Source organism: Streptomyces sp. B5E4 (assembly GCF_039871555.1).
Classification (GTDB): domain Bacteria; phylum Actinomycetota; class Actinomycetes; order Streptomycetales; family Streptomycetaceae; genus Streptomyces.
The window spans coordinates 105,176-128,711 of the sequence record NZ_JBDPMI010000014.1; the positions used below are offsets into that span (position 1 = coordinate 105,176).

At 73.5% G+C, this 23,536-nt stretch carries 21 protein-coding genes; 9 read left to right on the top strand and 12 right to left on the bottom strand.

Annotated elements, in window-relative coordinates; all coding sequences use genetic code 11:
- The first annotated feature begins 18 nt into the window (after nucleotides 1–18).
- Nucleotides 19–1,464, top strand: coding sequence for a cytochrome P450 (locus ABGA99_RS19655; protein ID WP_347579433.1), 1,446 nt, complete (start codon nucleotides 19–21; stop codon nucleotides 1,462–1,464).
- Between the two features lie 7 nt (nucleotides 1,465–1,471).
- Here the strand turns inward: ABGA99_RS19655 and ABGA99_RS19660 are convergent, their stop codons facing one another.
- Nucleotides 1,472–2,479 (bottom strand): hypothetical protein, encoded by a 1,008-nt coding sequence (locus tag ABGA99_RS19660; protein ID WP_347583077.1) that lies wholly within the window; start codon nucleotides 2,477–2,479, stop codon nucleotides 1,472–1,474.
- A gap of 315 nt (nucleotides 2,480–2,794) precedes the next feature.
- On the opposite strand from ABGA99_RS19660, the gene ABGA99_RS19665 reads away from it, so the two are divergent.
- From ABGA99_RS19665 to ABGA99_RS19680, 4 genes are all read left to right on the top strand, one after another.
- Nucleotides 2,795–4,399: an alkaline phosphatase D family protein gene (locus ABGA99_RS19665; RefSeq protein WP_347583078.1), complete on the top strand. Its 1,605-nt coding sequence runs from the start codon at nucleotides 2,795–2,797 to the stop codon at nucleotides 4,397–4,399.
- A gap of 140 nt (nucleotides 4,400–4,539) precedes the next feature.
- On the top strand, nucleotides 4,540–5,385 hold the full coding sequence (locus ABGA99_RS19670; RefSeq protein WP_347583079.1) for a GNAT family N-acetyltransferase: 846 nt from the start codon (nucleotides 4,540–4,542) through the stop codon (nucleotides 5,383–5,385).
- Nucleotides 5,386–5,469: 84 nt separating this feature from the next.
- Complete coding sequence (locus tag ABGA99_RS19675; RefSeq protein ID WP_347579362.1) at nucleotides 5,470–6,393, top strand: alpha/beta hydrolase; 924 nt, start codon at nucleotides 5,470–5,472, stop codon at nucleotides 6,391–6,393.
- Nucleotides 6,394–6,410: 17 nt separating this feature from the next.
- The gene (locus tag ABGA99_RS19680) at nucleotides 6,411–6,767 is read left to right on the top strand and encodes an MmcQ/YjbR family DNA-binding protein (protein ID WP_347579363.1); all 357 of its coding nucleotides are present in this window, start codon (nucleotides 6,411–6,413) and stop codon (nucleotides 6,765–6,767) included.
- 18 nt (nucleotides 6,768–6,785) lie between these two features.
- Here ABGA99_RS19680 and ABGA99_RS19685 read toward each other — a convergent pair whose 3' ends face one another.
- From ABGA99_RS19685 to ABGA99_RS19725, 9 genes are all read right to left on the bottom strand, one after another.
- Nucleotides 6,786–7,712 (bottom strand): transketolase, encoded by a 927-nt coding sequence (locus tag ABGA99_RS19685; protein WP_347583080.1) that lies wholly within the window; start codon nucleotides 7,710–7,712, stop codon nucleotides 6,786–6,788.
- A 32-nt stretch (nucleotides 7,713–7,744) separates the two neighbouring features.
- Nucleotides 7,745–8,473, bottom strand: coding sequence for a transketolase (locus tag ABGA99_RS19690; RefSeq protein WP_347583081.1), 729 nt, complete (start codon nucleotides 8,471–8,473; stop codon nucleotides 7,745–7,747).
- Between the two features lie 80 nt (nucleotides 8,474–8,553).
- Nucleotides 8,554–9,174 carry a class I SAM-dependent methyltransferase gene (locus ABGA99_RS19695; protein ID WP_347579366.1) on the bottom strand — a complete coding sequence of 207 codons (621 nt, stop codon included), beginning with the start codon at nucleotides 9,172–9,174 and terminating at the stop codon, nucleotides 8,554–8,556.
- A gap of 203 nt (nucleotides 9,175–9,377) precedes the next feature.
- Nucleotides 9,378–10,775 (bottom strand): sulfatase-like hydrolase/transferase, encoded by a 1,398-nt coding sequence (locus tag ABGA99_RS19700; protein WP_347579367.1) that lies wholly within the window; start codon nucleotides 10,773–10,775, stop codon nucleotides 9,378–9,380.
- A gap of 31 nt (nucleotides 10,776–10,806) precedes the next feature.
- Entirely contained in the window at nucleotides 10,807–11,625 is an 819-nt protein-coding gene (locus tag ABGA99_RS19705; protein WP_347579368.1) for a carbohydrate ABC transporter permease, read from the bottom strand.
- A complete protein-coding gene (locus ABGA99_RS19710) occupies nucleotides 11,625–12,524 on the bottom strand; it encodes a sugar ABC transporter permease (protein WP_347579369.1) in 900 nt (299 codons plus the stop codon). Before ABGA99_RS19710 ends, ABGA99_RS19705 begins: the two co-directional genes overlap by 1 nt.
- Before the next feature lie 45 nt (nucleotides 12,525–12,569).
- Complete coding sequence (locus tag ABGA99_RS19715) at nucleotides 12,570–13,871, bottom strand: sugar ABC transporter substrate-binding protein (protein WP_347579370.1); 1,302 nt, start codon at nucleotides 13,869–13,871, stop codon at nucleotides 12,570–12,572.
- A 59-nt stretch (nucleotides 13,872–13,930) separates the two neighbouring features.
- Nucleotides 13,931–14,941: a LacI family DNA-binding transcriptional regulator gene (locus ABGA99_RS19720; protein ID WP_347583082.1), complete on the bottom strand. Its 1,011-nt coding sequence runs from the start codon at nucleotides 14,939–14,941 to the stop codon at nucleotides 13,931–13,933.
- 102 nt (nucleotides 14,942–15,043) lie between these two features.
- Nucleotides 15,044–16,126 (bottom strand): peptidoglycan DD-metalloendopeptidase family protein, encoded by a 1,083-nt coding sequence (locus tag ABGA99_RS19725; protein ID WP_347583113.1) that lies wholly within the window; start codon nucleotides 16,124–16,126, stop codon nucleotides 15,044–15,046.
- Between the two features lie 280 nt (nucleotides 16,127–16,406).
- On the opposite strand from ABGA99_RS19725, the gene ABGA99_RS19730 reads away from it, so the two are divergent.
- A complete protein-coding gene (locus tag ABGA99_RS19730; protein ID WP_347579372.1) occupies nucleotides 16,407–16,871 on the top strand; it encodes a DNA starvation/stationary phase protection protein in 465 nt (154 codons plus the stop codon).
- 164 nt (nucleotides 16,872–17,035) lie between these two features.
- On the opposite strand, the gene ABGA99_RS19735 is transcribed toward ABGA99_RS19730, so the two are convergent.
- Together ABGA99_RS19735 and ggt are read right to left on the bottom strand one after the other, a co-directional pair.
- Complete coding sequence (locus ABGA99_RS19735) at nucleotides 17,036–18,274, bottom strand: alginate lyase family protein (RefSeq protein WP_347583083.1); 1,239 nt, start codon at nucleotides 18,272–18,274, stop codon at nucleotides 17,036–17,038.
- A 163-nt stretch (nucleotides 18,275–18,437) separates the two neighbouring features.
- Entirely contained in the window at nucleotides 18,438–20,246 is a 1,809-nt protein-coding gene (ggt, locus tag ABGA99_RS19740) for a gamma-glutamyltransferase (RefSeq protein WP_347583084.1), read from the bottom strand.
- Between the two features lie 138 nt (nucleotides 20,247–20,384).
- On the opposite strand from ggt, the gene ABGA99_RS19745 reads away from it, so the two are divergent.
- The 3 genes from ABGA99_RS19745 (at nucleotide 20,385) to ABGA99_RS19755 (ending at nucleotide 23,485) form a co-directional block, all read left to right on the top strand.
- The gene (locus tag ABGA99_RS19745; RefSeq protein WP_347583085.1) at nucleotides 20,385–21,515 is read left to right on the top strand and encodes a pyridoxal-phosphate dependent enzyme; all 1,131 of its coding nucleotides are present in this window, start codon (nucleotides 20,385–20,387) and stop codon (nucleotides 21,513–21,515) included.
- Entirely contained in the window at nucleotides 21,512–22,135 is a 624-nt protein-coding gene (locus tag ABGA99_RS19750; protein ID WP_347579376.1) for a PAS domain-containing protein, read from the top strand. Before ABGA99_RS19745 ends, ABGA99_RS19750 begins: the two co-directional genes overlap by 4 nt.
- 273 nt (nucleotides 22,136–22,408) lie before the next feature.
- A complete protein-coding gene (locus tag ABGA99_RS19755; RefSeq protein WP_347579377.1) occupies nucleotides 22,409–23,485 on the top strand; it encodes an NUDIX hydrolase in 1,077 nt (358 codons plus the stop codon).
- Nucleotides 23,486–23,536: the final 51 nt, after the last annotated feature.

A 23,536-nucleotide genomic window follows, 5' to 3' on the forward strand; every position in this document is an offset into this window, starting at 1 on the left:
GCGGACGGCCCCGCCCGGATGCACGGCCCCGAGGCCGCGTCGAACCCGTACGGGCTGTACGAGAAGCTGCGCGCCGAGCACGGCGCGGTCGCCCCCGTCCTCGTCCACGGGGACCTGCCCGCCTGGCTGGTCCTCGGCTATCGCGAACTGCTGGACGTCACCCGCAACCCGACCCGCTTCTCCCGCGACTCGCGCAACTGGCGCTTCCTGCGGGACGGCCAGGTCGGCCCGGACAACCCGCTGCTGCCGCTGGTCACCTGGGTGCCGATGTGCTCCTTCGTCGACGGCTCCGAGCACCGGCGGCTGCGCTCCGCGGTCACCGACAGCATGAAGCGCTTCGACCGGCACGGCATCCGGCGGCACGTCACCCGCTTCTCCGAACAGCTCGTCGACGAGTTCGCGGCCACCGGCCGCGCGGACCTGGTGGGCCAGTTCGCGGAGCACCTGCCGATGCTGGTGATGACGAAGGCGCTCGGCATGGCCGAGTCGTACGGCCCGCAACTGGTCGAGGCCGCCCGGGACATGGTCAAGGGCTCCGAGACGGCGATCGCGAGCAACGACTACATCGTGCAGACGCTCCGTGACCTGGTCGTGCGCAAGCAGGCGGCGCCCGGGCACGACTTCGCCTCCTGGCTGGTGGCACACGACTCGGGCCTCGGCGACGACGAGCTGGTCGAGCATCTGCGGCTGGTGCTGATCGCCGCGTACTCCACCACCGCCAACCTGATCGCGAACACGCTGCGCATGGTGCTCACCGACAGCCGCTTCCGCGGCAACCTGGCGGGCGGCCAGATGACGCTGCCGGACGCGCTGGAGCAGGTGCTGTGGGACGAGCCGCCCTTCACCGCCGTCTACGGGCGGTACGCCACCGGGGACACCGAGCTGGCCGGGCAGCAGATCAAGGCCGGGGACCTGCTGATCCTCAGCCTGGCCGCCGGCAACCTCGACCCGGAGATCCGCCCCGACCTCGACGTGCCGGTGCACGGCAACCGCTCGCACCTGGCGTTCAGCGGCGGACCGCACGAGTGCCCGGGCCAGGACATCGGCCGGGCCATCGCCGACACAGGGATCGACACCCTGCTGTCGCGGCTGCCGGACCTGAGCCTGGCGGTCGAGGAGAAGGAGCTGAAGCACCGCACGTCGCTGCTCTCCCGCGAACTGGTCGAGCTGCCGGTGACCTTCACCCCGCCCGGGCCGGGTACGGGCGCGGCCCCGGGCGAGCCGGCCGCAGCCGCGGTGCCGGGTCCTTCGGTGCCCGCCGACGGGGTGCCGGCGCCGGCCGCGAAGGAGCGCGTACCGGCGGCGGTGGCGAGCGCGACCGCGCCGGAGCCCGCGGGCCGGGCCGCCGCCCCCGGGCCCGGGGCGCAGCCCGACGGCCTCCCGGCGGGTGCGCGTACGGAGTCGGGCAGGCGACGGCGGCCGTCGCTGTGGCGGACGCTGGTCGCGTGGTGGCGCGGGTCCTGAGCCGCCCCTAGGCGAGGTGCGGCTCTATGTAGGCGGGTGCGCTGCCGACCCTCGTGGTGGCCACTTCCCGGTAGCGCGGCGACCAGCCGTGCCATTCGAGGCTGCCCGCGATCCACGAGCCGAGATCGGTGAGCGAGTCCTCGACGGCCGCCCACCGGTGGGGGTCGGGGCCGAACAGCGGCTGCATGCCGCGTACGTCCTCGCAGGCGGACCTGAAGTCCTCGGTGCGCTGCCCGACCATGGCCGCCGCCCGGTCGAGCGCCGCCTGGAAGGTGCCGCCGTGCAGGCGCCACAGCACGGCGGCGAGGTGGTCGTGGTCGCCGCGGGCGGTCTCCTTGTGCACCGAGTAGATGTCGTTGGTCCAGGAGATGACGTCGTTCGCGGCGTCCCGGACCGCCCGGTAGGCGTCGCTGGCGGCGACCGCGGCCGGGATCTCGGCGGAGTTCGCGGGCTCGATCAGGTCGAAGCTCATCTCGCAGCCCGAGTTGAGCCGCCGGCGCCGTACGAAGTCGGCGAGCGACTGGCCGGCGATCCGTGCGGGTTCGGCGTGCGGGAGGACCGTGTACCACAGAAAGTCGCGGTAGTGCGCGGCGAACCGCTCGCGCCAGGCCCGGGAGAGGGGCTTGGCCGTGCGTTCCCACAGCTCGGCGAGCGCGGCGGCGAGGGGCCCGGTGGGCGCCGGCGCGTCGAGGTCGGGGTCGAGCTGGGCGCCCAGCTCGGCGGCGGTGTGCAGCCGCTGGGCGGGGGTCCGGGACACGTGGCCCTCGTCGAGCTGGTCGTCGACGATCCAGTTGTAGACCTGCCACTCGGCGACCAGCTCCAGCCGGTCGGCGCGGGGGTAGACGGCGGCGGCGAACCGGCCGAAGCCGGCGCGGTGGAAATGGGTGACGGCTGACCCGTCGCGGATCAGGTCGGCGTGGCGTGCCCAGGCGATGATGTGGTCGTCCAGACCGGCCGCCTCGGGGTGCAGCCGTGCCGGAATCGGACACCAGATCGGCGGAAAAGTGACCTCCACGGGAGTTGTCTTGTGAGGAGTTACGCCACTCCTGTTCCTCTTGAGCGTCATGATCTGTCTCCTCGGGACCGGGATTCGACAGTGACCTGCCGAACCTGCCCGTGTGCCTGCCTGCGGCAACCTGTTCGCATCTTCTTTGGCTATACCTACGACGGAATGCGCCGAGCGATATCGGACAGGGTGTGCCGCGCCCGCCCGCCGTTCCCGTTCCACCGGTACAGCCGCAAGAGGTGCCGACTGCGCCCGCACGCCCCTATGTTGGGGCGGCCCCCCACGCGTCGCTCAGGACTCAGGCACCGCTCACTGGGAGGCCCCGTGTCTCGTTTCACCAGCACCCCGGGTTTCAGCCGCCGCCGTTTCCTCGCGCTCGGGTCAGGGCTCTCCCTGGCCGCCGCGCTGCCCCTCGCCGCCCTGTCCGCCGCGCCCGCCCGGGCCGAGCCCCGCTTCCGCGGCGACCCGTTCGCCCTCGGCGTCGCGTCCGGCGACCCGGCGCCCGACGGTGTCGTGCTCTGGACCCGGCTCGCGCCCGAGCCGCTCGCCGAGGACGGCACGGGCGGGATGCCCGGGTACAAGGTGCCCGTGAGCTGGCAGCTCGCCGAGGACCCGCGGTTCCGGCGGGTCCTCCGCGCCGGGGCCGAGTGGGCCGTACCGGAGCTGGGGCACTCCGTGCACGCCGAGGTTCAGGGCCTGGCGCCGGACCGGGAGTACTGGTACCGCTTCCGGGCCGGCCGGCACGTCAGCGCCGTCGGACGCACCAGGACCGCGCCGGCCGTGGACGCGGCCCTCGCCTCGATGGCCTTCGCCTTCATCAGCTGCCAGAACTACCCCGACGGCCACTTCACCGCCTTCCGCCACCTCGCCGAGGAGAACGTCGACGTCGTCGTCCACCTCGGCGACTACATCTACGAGGGCGGCGGCCAGGGCACCGCCGGCCGCGGCCACCTGCCCGCCCGCGAGATCCACTCGCTCGCCGACTACCGGGTGCGCTACGGCCAGTACAAGCTGGACCCCGACCTGCAGGCCGAGCACGCCGCCCACCCCTGGATCGTGGTGCTCGACGACCACGAGGTCGACAACAACTGGGCCGACGGCCTCGACGGCGACGACGTCGGCGGCGCCGTGTTCGCGGCCCGGCGCGCCGCCGCCTTCCAGGCGTACTACGAGAACCTGCCGCTGCGCCGCTCCTCCCTGCCCGCGGGCCCGCACATACAGCTCTACCGCCGGCTGTCCTACGGCACCCTCGCCCAGTTCCACGTCGTCGACACCCGCCAGTTCCGCGACAACCAGGCGTGCGGCGACGGGCGGCAGTTCGACTGCGACGACCGGCTGGACCCGGCGCGCACCATGCTCGGTGCCGAGCAGGAGGCCTGGCTGCTCGACGGGCTCTCCCGGTCCCGTACCACCTGGGACGTGATGGCCAACCAGATCATGACCATGCAGGGCGACTCCGCCGAGGGCATCGAGCAGGCGTTCGGCATGGACACCTGGGACGGCTACGCCGCGGCGAGGCAACGCCTCTTCGACGGCGTGGAGAAGCGCGGCATCGGCAACTTCGTCGTCGTCACCGGGGACGCCCACCGCAGCGTGGCCGCCGACCTCAAGCACGACTTCGACGACCCCGACTCGGCCACCGTCGGCGTCGAGTTCCTCGGCACCTCCATCTCCTCGGGCGGCAACGGCTCGGACCAGGACGAGTGGGGCCGGGTCTGGCTGCAGGAGAACCCGCACATGAGGTTCCACAACGTCCAGCGCGGCTACGGCGTCTGCGAGGTGACCCCCGAGAGCTGGCGCACGGACTACCGCGTCGTCCCGTACGTCTCCACCCCCGGCGCCCCGGTCACCACCCGCGCCCGCGTCCACGTGACGGCGGGCCGCCCCGGCATCCAGGAGGTGGAGCAACCGGCCGTCCCGCAGCCCTGATCGTCAGCCCGACCCGGCAGGGCGCGGGCGGCTACGCCGGTGGCCGCTTCACGCTCTGCCGGTGGCCGGGATCCGGCAACGCGGGGGCGGGGCGCGGAAATGCGGGTGCCTTCGTCCGCGGTGGCGGTGCAGGGTGGGGCATGAGCTGGATCACGACGCACGACCTCGACGCCTTCACCGCCGCCGCGGGGCCCTTCCTGCGGGCGGAGCCCGCGCCGCACACCGTCCTGCTGACGGTGGCCGCCTCGCTCGACGCCGCCGGCCTCGACCGGTACGGCGGCGGGACGCCCGAGTTCGGGTGGTGGCGGGCCCCGGACGGCCGGGTGGCCGGGGCGTATCTGGCCACCCCGCCGTATCCGCTCGTGCTGGCCCGGATGCCGGATGCCGCCGCCGTGGAGCTGGCGGAGCTGCGTGCGGCGTCCGGGCTGCCGGCCACCGGCGTCAACGCCGGGCGGGCGGCGGCCGAGGCGTTCGCGGGCGCGTGGACCGCGCGTACCGGCGAGCGCGGCACCGTCGAGGAGCGGCACCGGCTGTACCGGCTGGGGGACCTGGTACCCCCGGATCCGGCGCCGTCCGGGCGGGCCAGACCCGCCACCGAGGAGGACCGGGACCTGCTGGTCGAGTGGACCCGGGAGTTCGCCGCCGAGGCCGGCGGCGGCGCCGGGGACCCGGCCCGGGCCGTGGCCGACCGGCTCTCCTACGGCGGCGCGACGCTCTGGGAGGACGGCGGCCGGCCCGTGTCGTACGCCGGCCTCACCCGCACCGTCGCCGGCATGGCCCGCGTCGCGCCCGTCTACACCCCGCCGCCGCTGCGCCGCCGCGGCTACGCGGCCGCCGTCACCGCCGCCGTCAGCCGCAGGGCGGCGGAAGGCGCCCTCCACGTCCTGCTGTTCACCGACCTCGCCAACCCCACGAGCAACGCCCTGTACCAGCGCCTCGGCTACGTCCCCGTGGAGGACCACCTCGTGATCTCCTTCGACGGCTGATCTGGTGTACGGCGGCCCGGCGAGAGAGGCTGGGGCCGGGAAGTCCCGCACGGGACGGGACCGATCGCGAGGAAGGCGAGCCGCATGCACTCCGACCACCTGCAGGCCGCGGACGGCACCCCCGTCGCCGCGTACACCTGGCTGCCCGAAGGCGGCCGGCCGCGGGCGCTGGTGCAGATCGTGCACGGCGCTGCGGAGCACGGGCTGCGCTACGACCGGTTCGCCCGCTTCCTCGCCGCCCACGGCTACGGCGTCACCGCCTCCGACCACCGCGGCCACGGCGCCACCGCCGCCGCCACCGGCGGCTACGGCGTCACCGCCACCGGCGACGCGGACCCCTGGCGCGCCGTCGTCGACGACCTCACCGCAGTCGGCGACCGGCTGCGCGCCGCCCACCCCGGGCTGCCCTTCGTCCTCCTCGGCCACAGCATGGGCTCGATGCTCGCCCGCGACTACGCCCAGGAGCACGGCGAGGGCCTGGCGGGCCTCGTCCTCACCGGCATCCTGCGCAGCCTGCCCGGCGTGGAGACCGAGACCGCGGTGCGCCGGCTGGCGGGCGAGGCGGCCGAGCGCGGGCGCGGTGCGCTCTCGGACTTCGTGCCGGAGATCTTCGCGTCGTTCAACGACCCGTACGAGCACCGCACCGGCTTCGAATGGCTCTCCCGCGACACCGCCGAGGTCGACGCCTACGTCGCCGACGAGCGCTGCGGCTTCCCGTTCGACGTCGCGCTGTCGCTGGGCTGGGTGCTCGGCACCCGGAAGATCAACGACCCGTACAACGTGGCCCGGATCCCCGTCGACCTGCCCGTGCACATCGCTGTGGGCGACCGGGATCCGTGCAACCAGGGCCTCACCCACGTCGCCGAGCTGCTGGAGGACTTCCGCTACGCCGGCCTGCGCGAGCCGACCTGGCGCGCATACCCCGGCGCCCGCCATGAGATCCTCAACGAGACGAACCGCGCCGAGGTCCAAAACGACCTGCTCGACTGGCTCGACAAGCACGTGTGACCGACGGGGGAGCACCGATGACCCTCACCGCCGAGGACGTACGCAAGACCGCCCTGGCGCTGCCGCAGACCGCGGAGAAGCTGGCGTGGGGCATGCCCACCTTCCGGGTGAAGGGCAAGATGTTCCTCACCCTGCCGGAGGACGAGACGTCGTTCGCGGTGCGCTGCCCCAAGGTGGAGCGGGACGAACTGGCGCTGGCGGAGCCGGAGAAGTTCTGGGTCGCCGACCACGAGGCGCCGTTCGCCTGGGTGCGGGTACGGATCGAGGCCCTGGAGGACCGCGACGAACTGCAGATCATCGTCGCCGACTCCTGGCGCCAGGCGGCCCCGCCCCGGCTGCTCGCGGAGCACCCGGAGCTGGCCGGCGAGTCCTGAGGGCCCGGGGCCCGTACGTCAGGCCGCAGCCCGCGTCCCGGCCGCCGCCCCGGTGAACGCCGCGATGCGCTCGCGCAGCGACGCCGGGTCGAGCCCGTGGGCCCGCAGGTGCTCGGGGACCGTGCCGTAGCGCCGCAGCTCGCCCCGTGCGGTGCCCAGCCCCAGCACCCGGTGCGGCACGTCCGCCAGCGCGTCGTTCGCGTACGCGGTGGAGGTGCCGGCGAGGTACGGCTCGACCAGCACGACGTCCGCGGCGCGCCCCGCGCCCACCGCGGCCCGCAGCGCGGCGGCGTCGAACGGGCGCACGGTCGTGGCGTACAGCATCGTCACGTCCAGGCCCTCGGTCGCGGCCAGCACGTCGTCCAGCAGCGGGCCCACCGCCACGACCACGCCCGCGTGGCCCTCGCGCACGGTCAGGAACCCCGCGCCGTCGACCGGCCGGCCCGCCGCGTTCGTCTGCTCGGACAGCCGCACGTACACCTTGTCGTCGCCCGCGGCGACCGCCTGCCGCAGCAGCGTCCCGGCCTCGTCCGGATGGCCCGGCACGTGCACCGTCCAGCCGTCGAGGGTGTCGAGGAGCGCGATGTCGCCGGGCGCCATGTGGGTGTAGCCGCCGGCCGGCCAGTCGTACGAACCGTAGGCGCTGACCAGCACCGCGCCCGCGTCCTGGTGGCCGAGGTCGAGCTTGAGCTGTTCGAAGGGGCGCTCCACGAGGAAGCTGGCGAAGGTGTGGAGGACCGGCCGCATCCCGGCCAGGGCGAGCCCGCCGCCGACGCCGACGAGCAGTTGCTCGCGGATGCCGACGTTGAGCACGCGGTCCGGGTGCCGCCGGGCCGCGGCGGCGAAGCCGTCAGTGCCGATCTCGGCGAGTACGACGGCCAGCCGGGGTTCCTCGTCCAGCAGCCGGGAGGTGACGGAGGCGAAGCGTTCGCGCATCGTGTCCATGGTCGGGCGTCCTTTCCGGAGGAGGGGGTCGGTCAGGCGTGCGCGGGCTCGACGCGGGCGATGACGGCGCGCGCCCGCCCGGGGTGCGGGGCGGTGGCGGCGGCGTACAGCGCCTCGTGGTCGCGGCCGTCGACGGTGGCGGTGGACCAGCCGGCCGCCTCGAAGCGGGCGGCGATGCCGCCGGGCAGGGCGTGGGTGGCGGAGGCGTTGTCGAGGACGAGGGTGTGCAGGGAGTCCAGGCCCGTGGAGCCGGCGTAGGCGAGGGCTTCGTGGTTGCTGCCCTCGTCCAGTTCTGCGTCGCCGACGAGCACCCATACGCGCGGGTCCTGGCTCGGCCGGCCGTACAGCCCCCGGGCGCGCAGCCCGAGCGCGGTGCCGACGGCCAGCGGCAGTCCGTGGCCGAGTGAGCCGCTGCCGACCTCGACGCCGGGCAGCAGGGTGCGGTCGGGGTGGTGGCCGAGCGGCGAGTCGTACGAGCCGAAGCCGGGCAGCCAGTCGGCGGGCAGGAAACCCTTGGCGGCGAGCACGGCGTAGTACGCCATCGGGCCGTGGCCCTTGGAGAGCAGGAACCGGTCGCGGTCCGGGGCCTCGGCGGTCGCGGGGGTGACCCGCAGCACGCGGTCGTAGAGGACCCACAGGGCGTCGAGGGTGGAGGTGGCCGCGGGGCCGTGCTTCTCGTCCCCGGTCATCAGGCCCATGAGGCGTGGCAGATCGTCGTAGGCGGCGGGCGTTCGCCGGGGTGCGGTGAGGGTCGTCGTCATGTGTCCCACCGTGCAACTTGAAGAATGGTTCAAGTCAACAACGGCTGGTCACACGGGGGCCGGTGGGTCCGGCGACGGTCTCAGAGCGGGCGGTGCAGCCGGGCCAGGGCGTCGATCGCCTCCTTCGGCGGCCCCGCCTCCTGCGCCACCGGCCGGCGCACCCGCTCGGCGCGTACGGTCTCCAGCGGCTCGTCCGCCAGGTCCGCCAGCACGTCCTGCGCCGTGAAGAGCACCCGCGGCTCCTGCGGCCCGCCGGTGCCCTCCGTGAGGTTCGCCGAGTCGTGCCCCACGACCAGCAGCTCGCCGCCGCCGGCGAGCGCGGCGGCGGCCCGCCGCAGCACCCGGCGCCGCTCCGCGCCCGGCAGGTGCAGATACGCCACGACCACCAGCTCGTACGCGCCTTCCTCCGGCGCGTACTCCAGCAGATCGGCCCGTACCCACCGGATCCGGCCCGCGGCCTCCGGCGGCAGCTCCGCCGCGCGCCGCCGGCCCCGCTCCAGCGCGACCTGCGAGAAGTCGACCGCCGTCACGCGCCAGCCGCGGGCCGCGAGCCACAGCGCGTTGCGCCCCTCGCCGGCGGCCAGGTCCAGGGCCCGCGCGGGCGTGATCTCCGCCACCTCACGCGCCACCCAGCGGTTGGGCTCACCGCCCCAAACGAGGTCTTTCGCGGCATAGCGTTCGTCCCAGGCACCACTGTCCATAAACCTGATCGCTCCCCGCTGCGTCTAACGAGTAGGAGATCACGTTCTCACAGCCGGGCGGAGGATCCGAGATGACCAGTCACCCACCCCAGCAGCATGCGACCGCACGTGTGCCGGTGTGCCCGCGCTGCGGTCGCGTCCGCTGCATCTGCCCGCCCATGGCGGCCGCCTGAGCGGCCGCCATGGGCTCGCCCCACCGGGGTTCAGGGGTGCTTGCGCTGGTGCCCGAAGCGCACGCCGTCCAGCTTGAATCCGTGCACGGTGGGATCGACCCGGCGCTGCATCGCGCGCCGCTCCGGAGCCGCCTCGATCACCGGCTCCGGCTCGCCCGCCGCGGTGATCCGCGCCAGCAGCCGTGCGCGCAGCCCGTCGGCGAGCGCGCGGTGCGAGGCGAGCCCGACAAGGTTGTCGAGCTCGTACGGGTCGTGGGCCAGGTCGTACAGCGCCGTCTCGACGTACCTGCTGCCGGAGCGGGTGCGCCAGCCGTCGGCCGCCGGGTCGACGACGTAGTACTTCCACCGTGAGGTGCGCAGCGCCCGTCCGCACTCGGACTCGCTGACCTGGACGAAGACGTCCTCCGGCCAGTCGGCGTCCGGGTCGCGGACCAGCGGCAGGAAGGAGCGTCCGTGCATCTCCTCCGGGACGTCGAGCCCAGCGGCGTCCAGGAGGGTCGGCGGCAGGTCCAGGGTGCTGACCGGAGCGTCGAGCACCCGGCCGCCGGCGAAGCCGGGGCCGCGCAGGGCCAGCGGCACCCGGATCGAACCGTCGTGGCAGGAGCGCTTGTACTCGAAGTTGCGGGTACGGAAGTGGCTGCCGTGGTCGGAGGTGAACGCCACGATTGTGTCGTCGAGCAGGTCCATGCTGCGCAGGGCGTCCAGCAGCCGGCCCAGCCCCTCGTCGACGCGCCGGATCTGGCCGCAGTAGCCGGCGATGTGCCGGTGCGCGGTGCCGCCTTCCGCGGACAGCGCGGCCAGGTCCGGCGGCAGCCAGCGGCCGGTGTAGCGCTCCTCGTAGCCCTCGGGGGCCGGGTAGTCGTCGACCTCGTTCTGGTGGTGCGGCTCGATGAGGGACAGGAAGAGGAAGAACGGCTCCTCGTGGTGGTCGGCGGCGAACCGGATCGCCGCGTCGAACAGCGCGTCGGAGCGGTAGCCCGGCAGCCTTACCGGGTCGCCGTCCTCGTCGTACATCACCGTGCGGTACGCATCCGAGGTGAACTCCAGCACGTTGGAGGCCAGCCAGTGGTGGTACCCGCCGCGCTCCTCCGGCGGCACCGGGTCCTCGCCGGCCAGGTGCCACTTGCCGATGTACCCGGTGGTGTAGCCGGCGTCGCCGAAGTGGTGCGCGAGCGTACGGGCGTCCCGCGGCAGCGGGATCCCGTTGCGGTAGCAGCCGGTGTCGGTGGGCCACCGGCCCGTCTGCAGCGCCGCCCGGGCGGGCGCGCAGACGGGCTGCGGGGTGATCGCCGCCGACGCGTACGTGCCCGAGCGGGCCATCCGGTCGAACGCGGGCGTCAGGTCGAGCGGGTTGCCGCCCGCGCCCGTGGTGTCCCAGCGCTGCTGGTCGGTGAAGACGACGATGACATGGGGACGCCGGTCGGGCATCGGGGTCCTTTCCGGACGGTGGGGTGGGGGGTCATTTCAGGCCGGTCAGGGCGATACCGCGGACGAAGTAGCGCTGGCTGAAGATCAGCAGCAGGGCCGTGGGTACGAACATGATGACCGACCCCGCGGCGGTGAGGTGCCAGAGCTGGAACTGCTCCTGGCTGAACTGGGTGAGCCCTACCGGGATCGTCCGCATCCGCTCCGAGGTCGTCACGACCAGCGGCCAGAGGAATTCGTTCCACTGGAAGACGAACGTGAACAGGCCCAGCACGGCCAGCGCCGGCTTGCACTGCGGCAGGATGATCCGCCAGTAGATGGTGAACTCGTTCGCCCCGTCCACCCGGGCCGCGTGGATGAGGTCGTCGGGGATGGGCTGGATGAACTGCCGCATGAGGAAGATGCCGAAGCCGTCCATGAGGAACGGCACGATGAGCCCCTGGTAGCTGTCCAGCCAGCCGAGGTCCGACATCATCACGTACAGCGGGATCATGCGGACGAACAGCGGGATCATCAGCGTGGCGAGGATCGCGATGAACAGTGTGTTCTTGAACGGGAAGTCGAACTTCGCGAACACGTAGCCCACCAGCGGATCGAAGATCAGGTGGGAGAGCGCGATCGCGCCGGCGACCACCAGGCTGTTGAGGATGAAGCTGCCGAACGGCGCCTCCTCGAACAGCGTGGCGTAGTTGCCCCACTGCGGCGCCTCCGGCCAGAGCACCGACTCCGCCGACAGCATCTCCTTCTCGGTCTGCAGCGACAGCGAGACGGTGTAGAGCAGCGGTACGACGGTGATCAGGCTGGCGATGGTGAGCAGCACGTAGGCGATCGTCTTGGACGTCCTGGCGGTCATCAGTGCTGCACCTCCCGGTCCCGGCCGATGCGCAACTGCACCAGCGTGAACGCCACGATGACGAGCAGCAGGAGCACCGAGAGCGCGGAGGCGTAGCCGAAGTTGCGGGCGCGGAACGCCAGCTCGAAGACGTGGAAGACGAAGAGGTCGGAGGCCTCTCCGGGTCCGCCGCGGGTGATGATGTACGCCTGCCCGAACGCCTGCAGCCCGGTGATCACGGCCATCACGGAGACGAACAGCGTGGTCGGGGTGAGCAGCGGCACCGTGATCCGCCGGAAGCGCTGCCAGCCGTTGGCGCCGTCGACCTTGGCGGCCTCGTAGTACACGTCGGGGATGCCCTGGAGCCCGGCCAGGAAGAGGATCATCGTGTAGCCGGTGGTCATCCACAGCGTCACCGCGACGATGGTGGCCACCGGGTGGGTGTTCAGCCACTCCTGGGTGGGCAGGCCGAGGTCGGACAGTATCCGGTTGAGGATGCCGAGTTCGGGGTCGAGGATGTTGCGCCACATCAGGCCGACCACGGCGATCGAGGTCAGGTAGGGCACCAGCAGCGCGAGCTTGAACGCCAGGCTGCCGCGCAGCTTCTGGTTGATGAGCACCGCGAGGCCCATGCCCAGCACGATGGCGCCGACCGTGGTGGCGACGGCGAACTGGAGCGTGACCTTGAAGGCGTTGCGCGCCTGCGGGTCCTCGAAGGCGTTGGTGTAATTGTCGAACCCGGCGAACTCGTCGGCCCGCTGGCCCGTCAGCATGCTGGTGTTGAGGATGTCGGCGATCGGATAGTAGAAGAAGATCGCGAAGAAGACGAGCGCCGGCGCCAGGAACACGTACGCGGTACGCGCCTGGCGCCGGGCGATCGGGGAGCGCTTGGTGCGCTTCGTGCGCTTCGGGAGCTCCATGGGCTCCGGGCGCTGGGGGAGTTCGGCCGGCGTTGCCATGTGTGCTTAGCCCTTGAGGATGTTCTTGGCCGCGTCGTCGTAGGCGGCGAACGCCTCTTCCGCGCCGGCCCCCTCGATCAGCATGGCCTCGTAGAGCGTCTTGTAGATGTCCTCCAGCTCGCCCGCCTTGCCGGTGGTGTAGATGCCGGTGCGGAACTCCTCCGCGTAGGGCAGCCCCTCGGTGAAGGGCTTGACGTCCGGGTTCTCCTGGACGGCCGGCTCCTTCGCCCACGACTTGCGCGGCATGAGCATGCTGGACTCCTCGGTCGCCGCGGTCTCGGTCTTCAGCGCCGTGATCCGCTTGATGAAGTCCCAGGACAGGTCGGGGTGTTTGGCCTGCGCGGGGATGAACAGCGTGGTGCCGCCGGCGATGGTCGACTGCCGCTTGCCCGTCAGCGCCGGCGCGATCCCGTACTCCAGATCCGGGTTGGACTGCTTGATGATCGGGATGTCCCAGGGGCCGGTGAGGATCATCGCGGTGCGCTCGGCCGCGAAGAACTTCGCGGCGCGCGTCACGTCCAGGGAGGTGGTCGGCTTGGGGGAGACCTTGTGCTCGTGCACGAGGTCCCGCTGGAACTGCATCGCCTCCATCGCGGCGGCGCGCGGCTGGAGGAGCTCGCCGCTGTCCGGGTCGTACTCGTGCACGCCGTTCTGGAGCATCCACGGGTAGGAGTAGCTGAGCCCGTCGTTGAGCACGGTGCCGCTGACGTCGCCGGAGGTGAGCCCCCGGGCGGCGGCGAGGAAGTCGTCCCAGGTGGTGGGCGGTTCGATGCCCGCTTCGTCGAGCATCTTGCGGTTGTAGAACAGCAGCGTGCAGGTGTAGTGCATCTGGATGCCGTACACCTGGCCCTCGTGGGTGTTGTCGGAGACGGCGACGTCCAGCCAGTCGTCCGGGAACCCGATCGTCGCGCCGTCCTTGTCGAGGTACTTCTGCAGCGACAGCGCGTCCTTGCTGAGCGCGAACTCCTGCACCCAGCTCCCCGGCTCCTCCACCACGTCCGGTACGTTGCCGGACTGGAAGTCCGAGACGAGCTTGGTGCGCAGGTCCTCCCACTGGAACTTCTGCAGCTCCACGGTGACCCCGTGGTCCTTCTCGAACTGCGCGACGACGTCCTTGTACGCCTCGTACTCGTGCGCGTTGTTCCAGTACGCGAGGAACGTGCCCCCGCCCCCGCCGCCGCCCGACTCGGCCTCGGGTGCGCCCGAGCCGCAGGCGGCCAGGGGAAGGGCCGCGGCGGCACCGCCGGCGACGCCCAGCATCCTGCGCCGGGTCATCCACTGACCGTTGATGGCTGGCCTTGCTGACATGCGGGTGCTCCTCTCGCCGTGCATTCGGTTGGTCACGCGCGTCTCGGACGCGCGCTCGTTCACGTCGACTCCCTGGGTATGAAGGACCAGGGCAGGACGATCTCGCGGGCCGCCGGCGGCTCCGCCGCCGCCAGCCGTTCGAACAGCAGCCGGGCGACGCGGCTGAAGTCGATCTGCCGCTGCCCCACGGTGCTCAGTGCGGGGTGGATCACGGAGCCCTCCTCCAGGTTCCCGACGCCGAGGACCGCCACGGCCGCGGGCACCGTGCGACCGGTGTCGCGGACCGCCCATATCGCGCTGATCGCCGCCCGGTCGGAGGCCACGAACAGCGCGTCCGGCGGTTCTGGCAGGGCCATGAGCGCGGCGGTGGCGCGATAGCCCTCGACGCGGCTGTCGGCGCCGGCGCCGACGAGCCGGCCGTCCGGCCGCAGGCCGTGCCGCCGCAGTGCGTCCCGGTACGCCGTCAGCCGCGCGGAGCGGTCGCCCAGCTCCAGGTCGTGCCGGTGGCCGAGGAAGGCGACCCGCCGGCGGCCCGCGGCGAGCAGGTGGTCCAGCGCCTCGCCGCACGCCTCGTACTCCGGGGTGCGCACGACGTCGAAACCGTCCGGCGCCACGGAGTTGTCGACCACGACCATCGCGAGCCGGCCGCGGGCCAGCTCGCCGAAGTCGCCGAAGTGGCGCGCGGAGTCGAAGAAGACGGCGCCGTCCGCCAGGCCCTGGCGGAGCAGCCGGGCGGCGTGCGCGGCGTGCGCGGGGGAGTCGACGATGAGGGTGAGGACGCCGTAGCCGTCGGCCTCCGCCGCCGCGTGCAGATCGCGTACCAGTTGCTCCTGGACGGGGCTGCCCAGCGAGCCGATCACCAGGCAGACCCGCTCGGTGCGGCGCTTGCGCAGTCCGCGCGCGGAGCTGTTCGGCACGTAGCCGAGTTCCCGTACGGCCGCCAGCACCCGTTCGCGGGTGTCGGCGCCGATCCGGTTGTCCCGCCCATTGACCACGTAGCTCACCGTCGCGACGGACACCCCGGCGAGGGCGGCGACGTCGCGAACCGTGGGACGCGTCTTCTTCGGCATGATGATACGTTTAAGCACCCGGAGCGCGGCAGGGTCAAGCCTTCGCACGTGAAGTCTCGTGACGAATCGTCAAGCCCCAGGTCAGCGCGGTGCGCGTGTGGGCTAGATGCGCACCCCGTGCCCGCGCAGATAGCGCAACGGGTCGACGTCGGACCCGTAGCCGGGGCCGGTGCGGACCTCGAAGTGCAGATGCGGTCCCGTGGAGTTCCCCGTCGATCCGGAGCGTCCGATGCGCTGTCCGGCGTTGACCGGCCGGCCGGCGCTCACGGTCACCGCGGAGAGGTGCGCGTACTGGCTGTAGCGGCCGTCGCGGTGCCGGATGACCACCTCGTAGCCGTACGCGCCCGCCCAGCCGGCACTGACGACCTCGCCGTCGGCGACGGAGCGCACCCCGGTGCCGACCGAGACGGGGAAGTCGACCCCGGTGTGGTAGCCGCTGGACCAACTGCTGCCGCTGGCGCCGTACGGGGTGCCGATGGGCGCACCGGCGAGCGGGGAGGTGTAGTCGGCGGCGGGCTTGGTCCCGGGCTTGGCCTTGGCCTTGGCCTCGGATGCGGGAGCCCGCTTCTTCGCGTCCGGCTTCGTCCGGTCCGGTTTCGCCTTCGCCGGCCCGGCCTTGCGGGGCTTGGCCTTCTCGGGCTTCGCCTTGCCGCCGGACTTCGCTTTGTCCGGGGTCTTGTGGGACTTGGTCCCGGCCGGCTTCGCCTCGTCGTTCCCCGGCTTCTTCGTCCCGGCGGCGGGGGAGTCCTCGCGGGGCTTGGGCGGGGCCGCGGCGCCGCCGCGGAGGGTGAGGCGCTGGCCGGGGAGGATGAGGTCGGGGTCGGCGCCGACGACGCCGCGGTTGCGCTCGTACAGCGCGGGCCAACCGCCGCGTACGCGGTGCTGGTCGGCGATGCCGGACAGGGTCTCCCCGGCGGCGACCTCGTGGTGGCCGGGCCTCTTGCCGGCCGTGCCGGCCCGCCCGCCCTGGGGCGCGGCGGCGTTGCCCGGCGCCGTCGTCTCCGTATCGGCGCGGTCGGATAACGCGCCGTCGGACGGCGGCTTCAGGCCCTCCTGCGCCCGGCCCTCGGCCGGGCTGTGCACCGCGTCCGCGGGGGCGCCCGCGGCCGGTGTGGCGGCGCCGGCGACCAGCGGCAGCGCGAGCCCCGCGCCGCTCGCGGTGACGGTGAGGGAGGCCCGCGACACCGGGCCGGGGCGGTAGCGGCGGTGCCTGCCGCGCCCTGTGCGCTCTGACATGACTGAGTCACTTTCCGTGCGCCGAGACCTGAGCGAACGATAGAAGTGCCGGTGCGGTTGGACAAGAGGGCGTCCGCCGCCGCTCCGTGACCTCGTACGCGGCAGCCGCCCCGGACGACTCCGGGGCCGCCCGGGGCGCCCCCGCCACGAATGGCGTAGTCCGACAAGAGGTTAGACAAAGTCTAATGTAGGATGGGATCCACAAGCACGAGCAAGGAGGCGCCCACACATGACCACGATCCTCGACAAGAAGGCCCTGGACGTCACCGGCGAGGCGCTGCAGGGCGCGCTGGTCGATCTGCTGGATCTCTCCCTGCAGGGCAAGCAGGCGCACTGGAACCTGACGGGCCCCCTCTTCCGCGAGCTGCACCTCCAGCTCGACAAGATGGTGAAGCTGGCCCGCGGGCACGCCGACACGCTCGCCGAGCGGGCCGCGGCCCTGGGTGTGAGCCCGGACGGCCGGGCGAAGACCATCGCGGCCGGCAGCCCGCTGCCCGACATCGGCCCCGGAAAGATCTCCGACCAGAAGGTCATCGACGACGTCACCGACATGCTGGAGAAGGCCTCCGCGCGCATGCGGCAGCGGGTCGCGGACACCGACGACACCGACCTCATCACGCAGGACCTGCTCATCACCGCGACGCAGGACCTGGAGCAGCAGGCGTGGTTCTTCCGCTCGCACCGCATCAGCTGACGCTCAGGAGCCGATGCGGATCCTGAGCCGGCCGCGGATCCGTCCCCCGTCGTGTCCGCGGTCCTCCAGGCCGCGGCCGGCGGCACCGTCACCGCCGCCGCCCGCCGCGGCCGTCCCCCGCCCCGGCCCGCACGTGCCCCCCGCGTGCGGGCCGGAGGTGTGTGTCAGGCCGGGTTCTCCGCGTGCGTCAGGGTCTGCCAGGCCACGAAGAGGTTGTTCGACCCGGCGGGCCGGCTCTGCTCGGTGTAGCGGCCGGTGTTGGTCATCGCGATGCCCATGCGGTGGTGCAGGGCGTTGTAGCCGATCTCGGTGACCGGGCCGAGGCCGCGGTCGACGCTGCCGCCGCAGAGCCAGCCGGGCGGCGCCTCGCCCAGCTCGTAGCGCGCCTGGAAGCCGAGCGCGTGCCGCAGCCGCTCGCCGACGTCGGTCAGGTAGAGGTCCTCGCCCTGGATCCGGGAGGTCTCGGCGACGTGCGAGATCGACGCCAGGCCGTATCCGGTGTGGGTGAAGTCGCGGCAGGTCTCCTGCGTCAGCCCGGTGACGAAGGTGGACTGCCCCTGCCAGTAGTTGATGATCTTCTGCCGGGTGTCGAGGTTCTGCTTGGGCACGGTCCGGGGCAGCGCGCCGTCCGACTCCAGGTAGATGAACGCGGGCACACGGGTGCGGAAGGTCTGCATCGCCCGGTCGTACGCGCCCTTGTCCTCCAGGAAGACGGCGATGCCCACGGCCGCCTCCATCATCGTCAGCTCCCAGTTGCCGTTCGAGTGGGAGCCGCCGATGATCTCCGGCAGATAGACGTTGCGCAGCATCGTCGCGAAGCGCGCCTCGTTCGGCCAGCCGCCGCCGTAGGTGTACTTGATGATCTCGGCGGCCTTCGGCCAGGACGAGCCGGCCCAGCCGGTCTGCAGCGGCGCGTTGCTGTTGGTGTGGTCCCTGATCGTGGCGGACCAGGCGTCCATCAGCTCGATGGACTTGCGCGCATAGCGCTCGTCGCGGGTGAAGTACCAGGCGAGCGCGGTGGTGTACGCGGCGATCGCGTCCTCGCGCTCGTCCGTGCAGCCGTAGTTGGGCTGGGAGTACGAGCCGCACTCGACGACCGCGCGGGGCTTGGGCGTACGGCTGAGGCTCGCGTACCTGCTGCCCATCATCTGGTCGTAGGCGCCCTTCCAGGGCTGGGCCCCGGCGTTGACCTTCTCGCGGGTGAAGTCCAACTGGCCGCGGGAGACGGTGACTCCCGGGTGGGTGAAGTTCGCGGGCGCGGCGCCGGCGCGCTCGGCGCCGGGCCAGCCGAGGAGTGAGGCGACCAGGGCGGTGACGGCCGCCACGAGGGTGGCGAACAGTGCGGGGCGCGGTCTGCGGCGGCGGCGTGCGGGTGTGGGGGTGCCCTGCATGGTGGGTTCCATTCGTTCGCGTATATGAACGTTGAGTGTTCACATGAACACCGTGACGGCCCGTGACCTTAGGTACGTACCAACTGCGCGTCAAGGGCCGGGACATGGCCCGTCGACACGACGACCGGGACGGGGCGCCGTGCGCCCCGTCCCGGTCGTGATCCGCCGTCCCGGGTCAGTCCCGCCCGGCCGGCCGTACCACCGCCGCCGCGCCCCCGCCGCGGCGCACCGGCTCCGCGGCCGCGACCCAGCGCCCGTCGGGCAGCCGCTCGACGCCGGTCGCGGCGCCGATCTCGCCGCCGTCGGTGAACCGGTGCCCCAGTTCCGTCAGTTCGCCGCGCACCGGCAGGCCGAGGAACGCCGGCTCCGCCGACGTCGAGGCGGTGTTGCGCTGGCTGGCGCGCGGCGCCGCGATGGCCTGCGGCAGCGTCAGTCCGCGATCGAGCCGGCCGGTCAGCACCTGGAGCACGGTGGTGATGATGGTCGAACCGCCCGGCGAGCCGGTCGCGAGCAGCGGCTCGCCGTCGTCGAGGACGATCGTCGGCGACATGGAGGACCGGGGCCGCTTGCCCGGGCCCGGCAGGTTCGGGTCGGGCACGCCCGGCACGGACGGGGTGAAGGAGAAGTCCGTCAGCTCGTTGTTGAGCAGGAAGCCGCGGCCGGGCACGGTGATGCCGCTGCCGCCGGTCTGCTCGATCGTCATCGTGTACGCGACGACGTTGCCCCACTTGTCGGCGGTCGTCAGATGCGTGGTGCTCGGGCCCTCGTACGACGTGCCCTCCGGTGCGCCCTTCGCCGTGCAGGAGGCGTCCGGGCGGCGCGGATCGCCCGGGGCGAGCGGGCTGGTGAGCACGGCGTCGGGGGAGATGAGGCAGGCGCGGGAGTCCGCGTACGACTGGGAGAGCAACTCCCGCGTCGGCACCCGGGAGAAGCGCGGGTCGCCCACCCACCGGCCGCGGTCGGCGAAGGAGATGCGGGACGCCTCCAGGAAGCGGTGCAGGTACTGGGCCTCGGACAGCTCGCCGAGGTCGCTGCCCTCCAGGATGTTCAGCGCCTCGCCGACGGTGGTGCCGCCGGACGACGACGGCGCCATCCCGTACACGTCGAGCCCGCGGTAGCCGACGCGCGTCGGCTGCTGCCGTGCCACCTGGTACGTGCGCAGGTCGGCGGGGCGCAGGTCACCGGCGCGTACGACCCGGTCGGCGCCCGGGTCGACCGGCGGGCGGCGCACGGTGTCCGACACGTCCGCGCCCAGGTCGCCGCGGTACATCGCCTGTGCGCCCTCGTCGGCCAACTGCCCGTAGGTGGCCGCCAGGTCGGGGTTGCGCAGCGTGCTGCCCACCTCGGGCAGGGCGCCGCCGGGCAGGAACAGCTCCCGGGAGGCGGGGAAGTCGCGGAAGCGCGCCTCGTTGGCGGCGGTCTGTGCGCGGAACGTCTCGTCGACCGTGAAGCCCTCGGATGCCAGCCGCGTCGCCGGCGCCAGCGCCTCGCCGAGCGAGGCCGTGCCCCACTGCCGCAGCGCCTGCTCCCAGGTCGCGGGCGTGCCGGGCACGCCGACGGACAGGCCGCTGGTCACCGCCTGGTCGAAGGGGATCGCCGCGCCGTCCTCGGTGAACAGCCCCTCGTCGGCGGTACGGGGGGCCTTCTCGCGGCCGTCGAGGGTGCTGACCCGGCCGCTCTTCGCGTCGTAGGAGACGAAGTAGCCGCCGCCCCCGATGCCGCCCGAGTACGGCTCGGTGACCCCGAGCGCGGCGGCGGTGGCGACGGCGGCGTCGACCGCGTTGCCGCCGTCGCGCAGCACGTCGATGCCGGCGGCGGTGGCGTCGGCATCGACGCTGGCCACGGCGCCGCCGTAGCCCGTCGCCACCGGGGACTTCGGCGCCGCGGGCGCGTCCGTCCCGGCGGCCGTCGGCGGCGCGGCGGCCGCCGCGGTGGCGAGGATCGCGGCGAGGGCGAGGGGAACGGTGGTGCGGCGCAGCCGCATGGGGGCCTCCCGGCCGGGTGGGCGTCACGGACCCGGCCCATTGTGGTGACCGTGACGGGCGGCGTCACCGGGGCGTGCGGGACGGTTCGGGAACGGCGGGCCCGGATCTATTAGACGAGTCGTCTAGAGTTGGACGCTATGACTTATCTGGTGGACGAGCGATCCGGCCGTACGTACCCCTTCGACGCCCTCCGCTGGCGCGCCGACGACGGCACCCCCCTCCAGGTCGGCGGTGTGCCCGGGATCGGCAGGGACGACATCGACACCGGCGAGCGCTCCCTGTGGCGCTACCGCGCCGCGCTGCCCTTCGGCATCGAGGCGCCCGTCTCCCTCGGCGAGGGCCGCACCCCCCTGCTCGCCCGCCGCTGGGGCGAGACCGACGTGCTCTTCAAGCCGGAGTGGTTCGGCCCCACCGGCAGCTTCAAGGACCGCGGCAGCACCGTGATGATCTCCGCGCTCGCCCGGCTCGGCGTCACCGAGGTCATCGAGGACAGCTCCGGCAACGGCGGCGCCTCCGTCGCCGCCTACTGCGCCGCCGCCGGCATCCGCGCCCGCATCCTCGCCCCCGAGGGCACCTCCCCGGCGAAGGTGCTGCAGGCCCGCGCGTACGGCGCCGAGGTCGAGCTGGTCCCCGGCGGCCGGGACGCCACCGCCGCCGAGGCCGTACGCCGGTCCGCCACCGTCGCGTACGCCGGACACAACTGGCACCCGCTCTTCCTCCAGGGGACCAAGACCCTCGCCTACGAGCTCTGGGAGGACCTCGGCTTCGCCGCCCCCGACTGCGTCGTCACCGTCGCCGGCGCCGGCAGCACCGTCCTCGGCCTCGACGCCGGCTTCGGCGAACTCCTGGCCGCCGGCCACATCCGCCGCCGCCCCCGCATCCTCGCCGCCCAGCCCGCCAACTGCGCCCCGGTCCACGCCAGCTTCCGGGCCGGCGCCGACGGGCCCGTACCCGTCGAGTTCGCCCCGACGATCGCCGAGGGCACCGCCATCCGCGAGCCCGTCCGGCTGCCGGAGGTGCTGCGCGCCGTACGCCGCTCCGGCGGGGACATGGCGGCGATCGGCGAGGACGGCATCCGCGCCGCCGTCGTCCGCCTCGCCGCCTTCGGCCTCTACGCCGAGCCGACCAGCGCCACCGCCGCCGCGGCCGTCGACGTCTTCCGCGCCCGCGGCGCCATCCGGCCGGGCGAGACGACGGCCGTGCTGCTCACCGGCACCGGACTGAAGGCGACCCCGGTGCTCGCCGGGGTGTTCGGGGGCGCGGAGTGAGCGCCGAGGACGAACTGCTGCTGCGCGAGGCCGAGAAGATCGTCACCGCCCTGGGCCGGATGTTCCCCGGCGTCTGCGAGGTCGTCCTGCACGACCTGCGCGACCCGCGGCACGCGGTCCGAACGATCGAGAACCCGCTCTCCGGCCGCGGCCCCGGCGACCCCGCCACCGAGCTGGGCCTCGCCCGCATCGAGGACCCGGACTACCCCGAGGTCATCCAGAACTACCCCAACCGCTTCCCCGACGGCCGGCCCGCGAAGAGCACGTCGATCGGCATCCGGAACTCGTCCGGCGCATACGTCGCGGCCCTCTGCCTCAACCTCGACGTCTCCGTCCTCGACCGCACGGCCCGTACGCTCCAGGCCCTCACCGCCGTGGAGGACCCCGGCCTGCCCCTGACCGAGACCCTGCGGGCGCGTACGGCGGACGAACTGCGCGCGGCGGTGGAGGAGTTCGCCGCCGCCCGCGGCCAGACGCCCCGGGCGCTGGCCTCCGCCGACCGCCGCGAGCTGGTCCGCGACCTGCGCGCCCGCGGGTTCCTGGAGGTCAGGAGTGCGGTCCCGCTGGTCACGGAGCTGCTGGGGGTGTCGCGGGCGACGGTCTACAACTACCTGCGGTGAGGCCGGACGGCACCGTGCCGCCGAACGGGGTGCCGTGACCGCCCCCGTTCGGCCCCACTCTGGATGCGTACGGACAGCGGGCGTTCGAGTCTGACGGTGGAGGTGTGCCATGCCACCCAGTCGGTTCCCCCGCGACGGCCGGCTCTCCCGCGTCCTGCACCCGGTACCGGTGGCCCGCGGGCACGGACGACCTGTTCGCCGCCTGGGAGACCCTGACGCACGCGACGGCCCCGGCTGACGCCCGCCGCCCACTCCGATCCGAGGAGCCGCCCCATGCTCACGACCGCCGGCACCGCCGCCCAAGCGGACAGCCCGCCCCCGTACGCCGACGCCGCCCACGGGCCCGCGGTGACCGCGACCGCGGTGGTGCAGGACCGCGCCGGCCGCGTGCTCGTCCTGCTGCCCGCCGAGCCGGCCGCCGACGCCGAGCCCGTGCTGCCGGGCGTCGTCGTCTCCGGCCTCCAGACGCCGGAGGAGGCGCTGACCCGCGCACTGTGCGACACGCTCGGCACCGACCTGCCCGCCGGGCGGCTCCTCGCCGTGGACTCCGTCCCGTCCGCCGGGGGCCGCGCCGGGCTCGTCCACCTGTACGCGGCCGTGCCGCCGCCCGCCGCCCCGCCCGCCGCGCTCGACGCCGCCGTCGCCGTCGCCGTCGACGGGAACCCCGCCGGGCTCACCGCGAGCTGGCTGGACCGCGACGCCGCCCTCGACGCCCTGCCCGCCCTCGCTGCACGCCGGCTGCGCGCCGCGCTCGACGCCTGGGACACCGGTGCAGTGGCCCACCTCGTCGGCGGCGAACCGCAGCCCGGCTCGTGCGCCGCGGTCTCCGCGGGCCGCCGCGCCGAGTTGGAGCACGCCGCCGCGCTGGACCCCTCCTCGTACCTCGCCGTGCGCCCGCGCGTGCTCGTCGGTGCCGGCGCACTGGTGCGCGACAGCACGGGCCGGCTGCTGCTGGTCCGCGCCGGCTACCGCGACGACGGCCGCTGGCAACTGCCGGGCGGCGGCGTGGACAGCGACCTCGGCGAGACCCCGCGCCCCGCGGCGCGGCGGGAGCTGCGCGAGGAGACCGGGCTCAACCGGCCGCTGGGCCGGCTGCTCGCCGTCGACTTCGCCTCGCGCAGGCCCGCACCCGCGCTCGTCGTGTACGTGTACGACGGCGGGGTGCTGGACGCCGCCGACCTGGCCGGCATCCGGGTCGACGGCACCGAGATCGTGGACTGGCGGCTGGCGGCGCCCGACGAGTTCGACGACCTGCTGCCGCCGCGCGGCGCCGCCCTCGCGCGGGCCGGCCTCGGTGCGCTGGAGGACGGCGGCGGGCCGCTCGACCTCGTCGCGGGCCGGCCGGCCTGAGCGCAGCGGGTGGTCCGTACGTACGCACCGGGCGTACCGGCGGCTCACGGC

Coding starts and splice junctions, on each gene's coding strand:
- ABGA99_RS19670 (WP_347583079.1), top strand. CDS start 4,540: ATGAGCTGGATCACGACGCACGACCTCGACGCCTTCACCGCCGCCGCG.
- ABGA99_RS19675 (WP_347579362.1), top strand. CDS start 5,470: ATGCACTCCGACCACCTGCAGGCCGCGGACGGCACCCCCGTCGCCGCG.
- ABGA99_RS19745 (WP_347583085.1), top strand. CDS start 20,385: ATGACTTATCTGGTGGACGAGCGATCCGGCCGTACGTACCCCTTCGAC.
- ggt (WP_347583084.1), bottom strand. CDS start 20,246: ATGCGGCTGCGCCGCACCACCGTTCCCCTCGCCCTCGCCGCGATCCTC.
- ABGA99_RS19655 (WP_347579433.1), top strand. CDS start 19: ATGCACGGCCCCGAGGCCGCGTCGAACCCGTACGGGCTGTACGAGAAG.
- ABGA99_RS19720 (WP_347583082.1), bottom strand. CDS start 14,941: ATGCCGAAGAAGACGCGTCCCACGGTTCGCGACGTCGCCGCCCTCGCC.
- ABGA99_RS19730 (WP_347579372.1), top strand. CDS start 16,407: ATGACCACGATCCTCGACAAGAAGGCCCTGGACGTCACCGGCGAGGCG.
- ABGA99_RS19700 (WP_347579367.1), bottom strand. CDS start 10,775: ATGCCCGACCGGCGTCCCCATGTCATCGTCGTCTTCACCGACCAGCAG.
- ABGA99_RS19705 (WP_347579368.1), bottom strand. CDS start 11,625: ATGACCGCCAGGACGTCCAAGACGATCGCCTACGTGCTGCTCACCATC.
- ABGA99_RS19685 (WP_347583080.1), bottom strand. CDS start 7,712: ATGGACACGATGCGCGAACGCTTCGCCTCCGTCACCTCCCGGCTGCTG.
- ABGA99_RS19690 (WP_347583081.1), bottom strand. CDS start 8,473: ATGACGACGACCCTCACCGCACCCCGGCGAACGCCCGCCGCCTACGAC.
- ABGA99_RS19710 (WP_347579369.1), bottom strand. CDS start 12,524: ATGGAGCTCCCGAAGCGCACGAAGCGCACCAAGCGCTCCCCGATCGCC.
- ABGA99_RS19695 (WP_347579366.1), bottom strand. CDS start 9,174: ATGGACAGTGGTGCCTGGGACGAACGCTATGCCGCGAAAGACCTCGTT.
- ABGA99_RS19680 (WP_347579363.1), top strand. CDS start 6,411: ATGACCCTCACCGCCGAGGACGTACGCAAGACCGCCCTGGCGCTGCCG.
- ABGA99_RS19735 (WP_347583083.1), bottom strand. CDS start 18,274: ATGGAACCCACCATGCAGGGCACCCCCACACCCGCACGCCGCCGCCGC.
- ABGA99_RS19715 (WP_347579370.1), bottom strand. CDS start 13,871: ATGTCAGCAAGGCCAGCCATCAACGGTCAGTGGATGACCCGGCGCAGG.
- ABGA99_RS19755 (WP_347579377.1), top strand. CDS start 22,409: ATGCTCACGACCGCCGGCACCGCCGCCCAAGCGGACAGCCCGCCCCCG.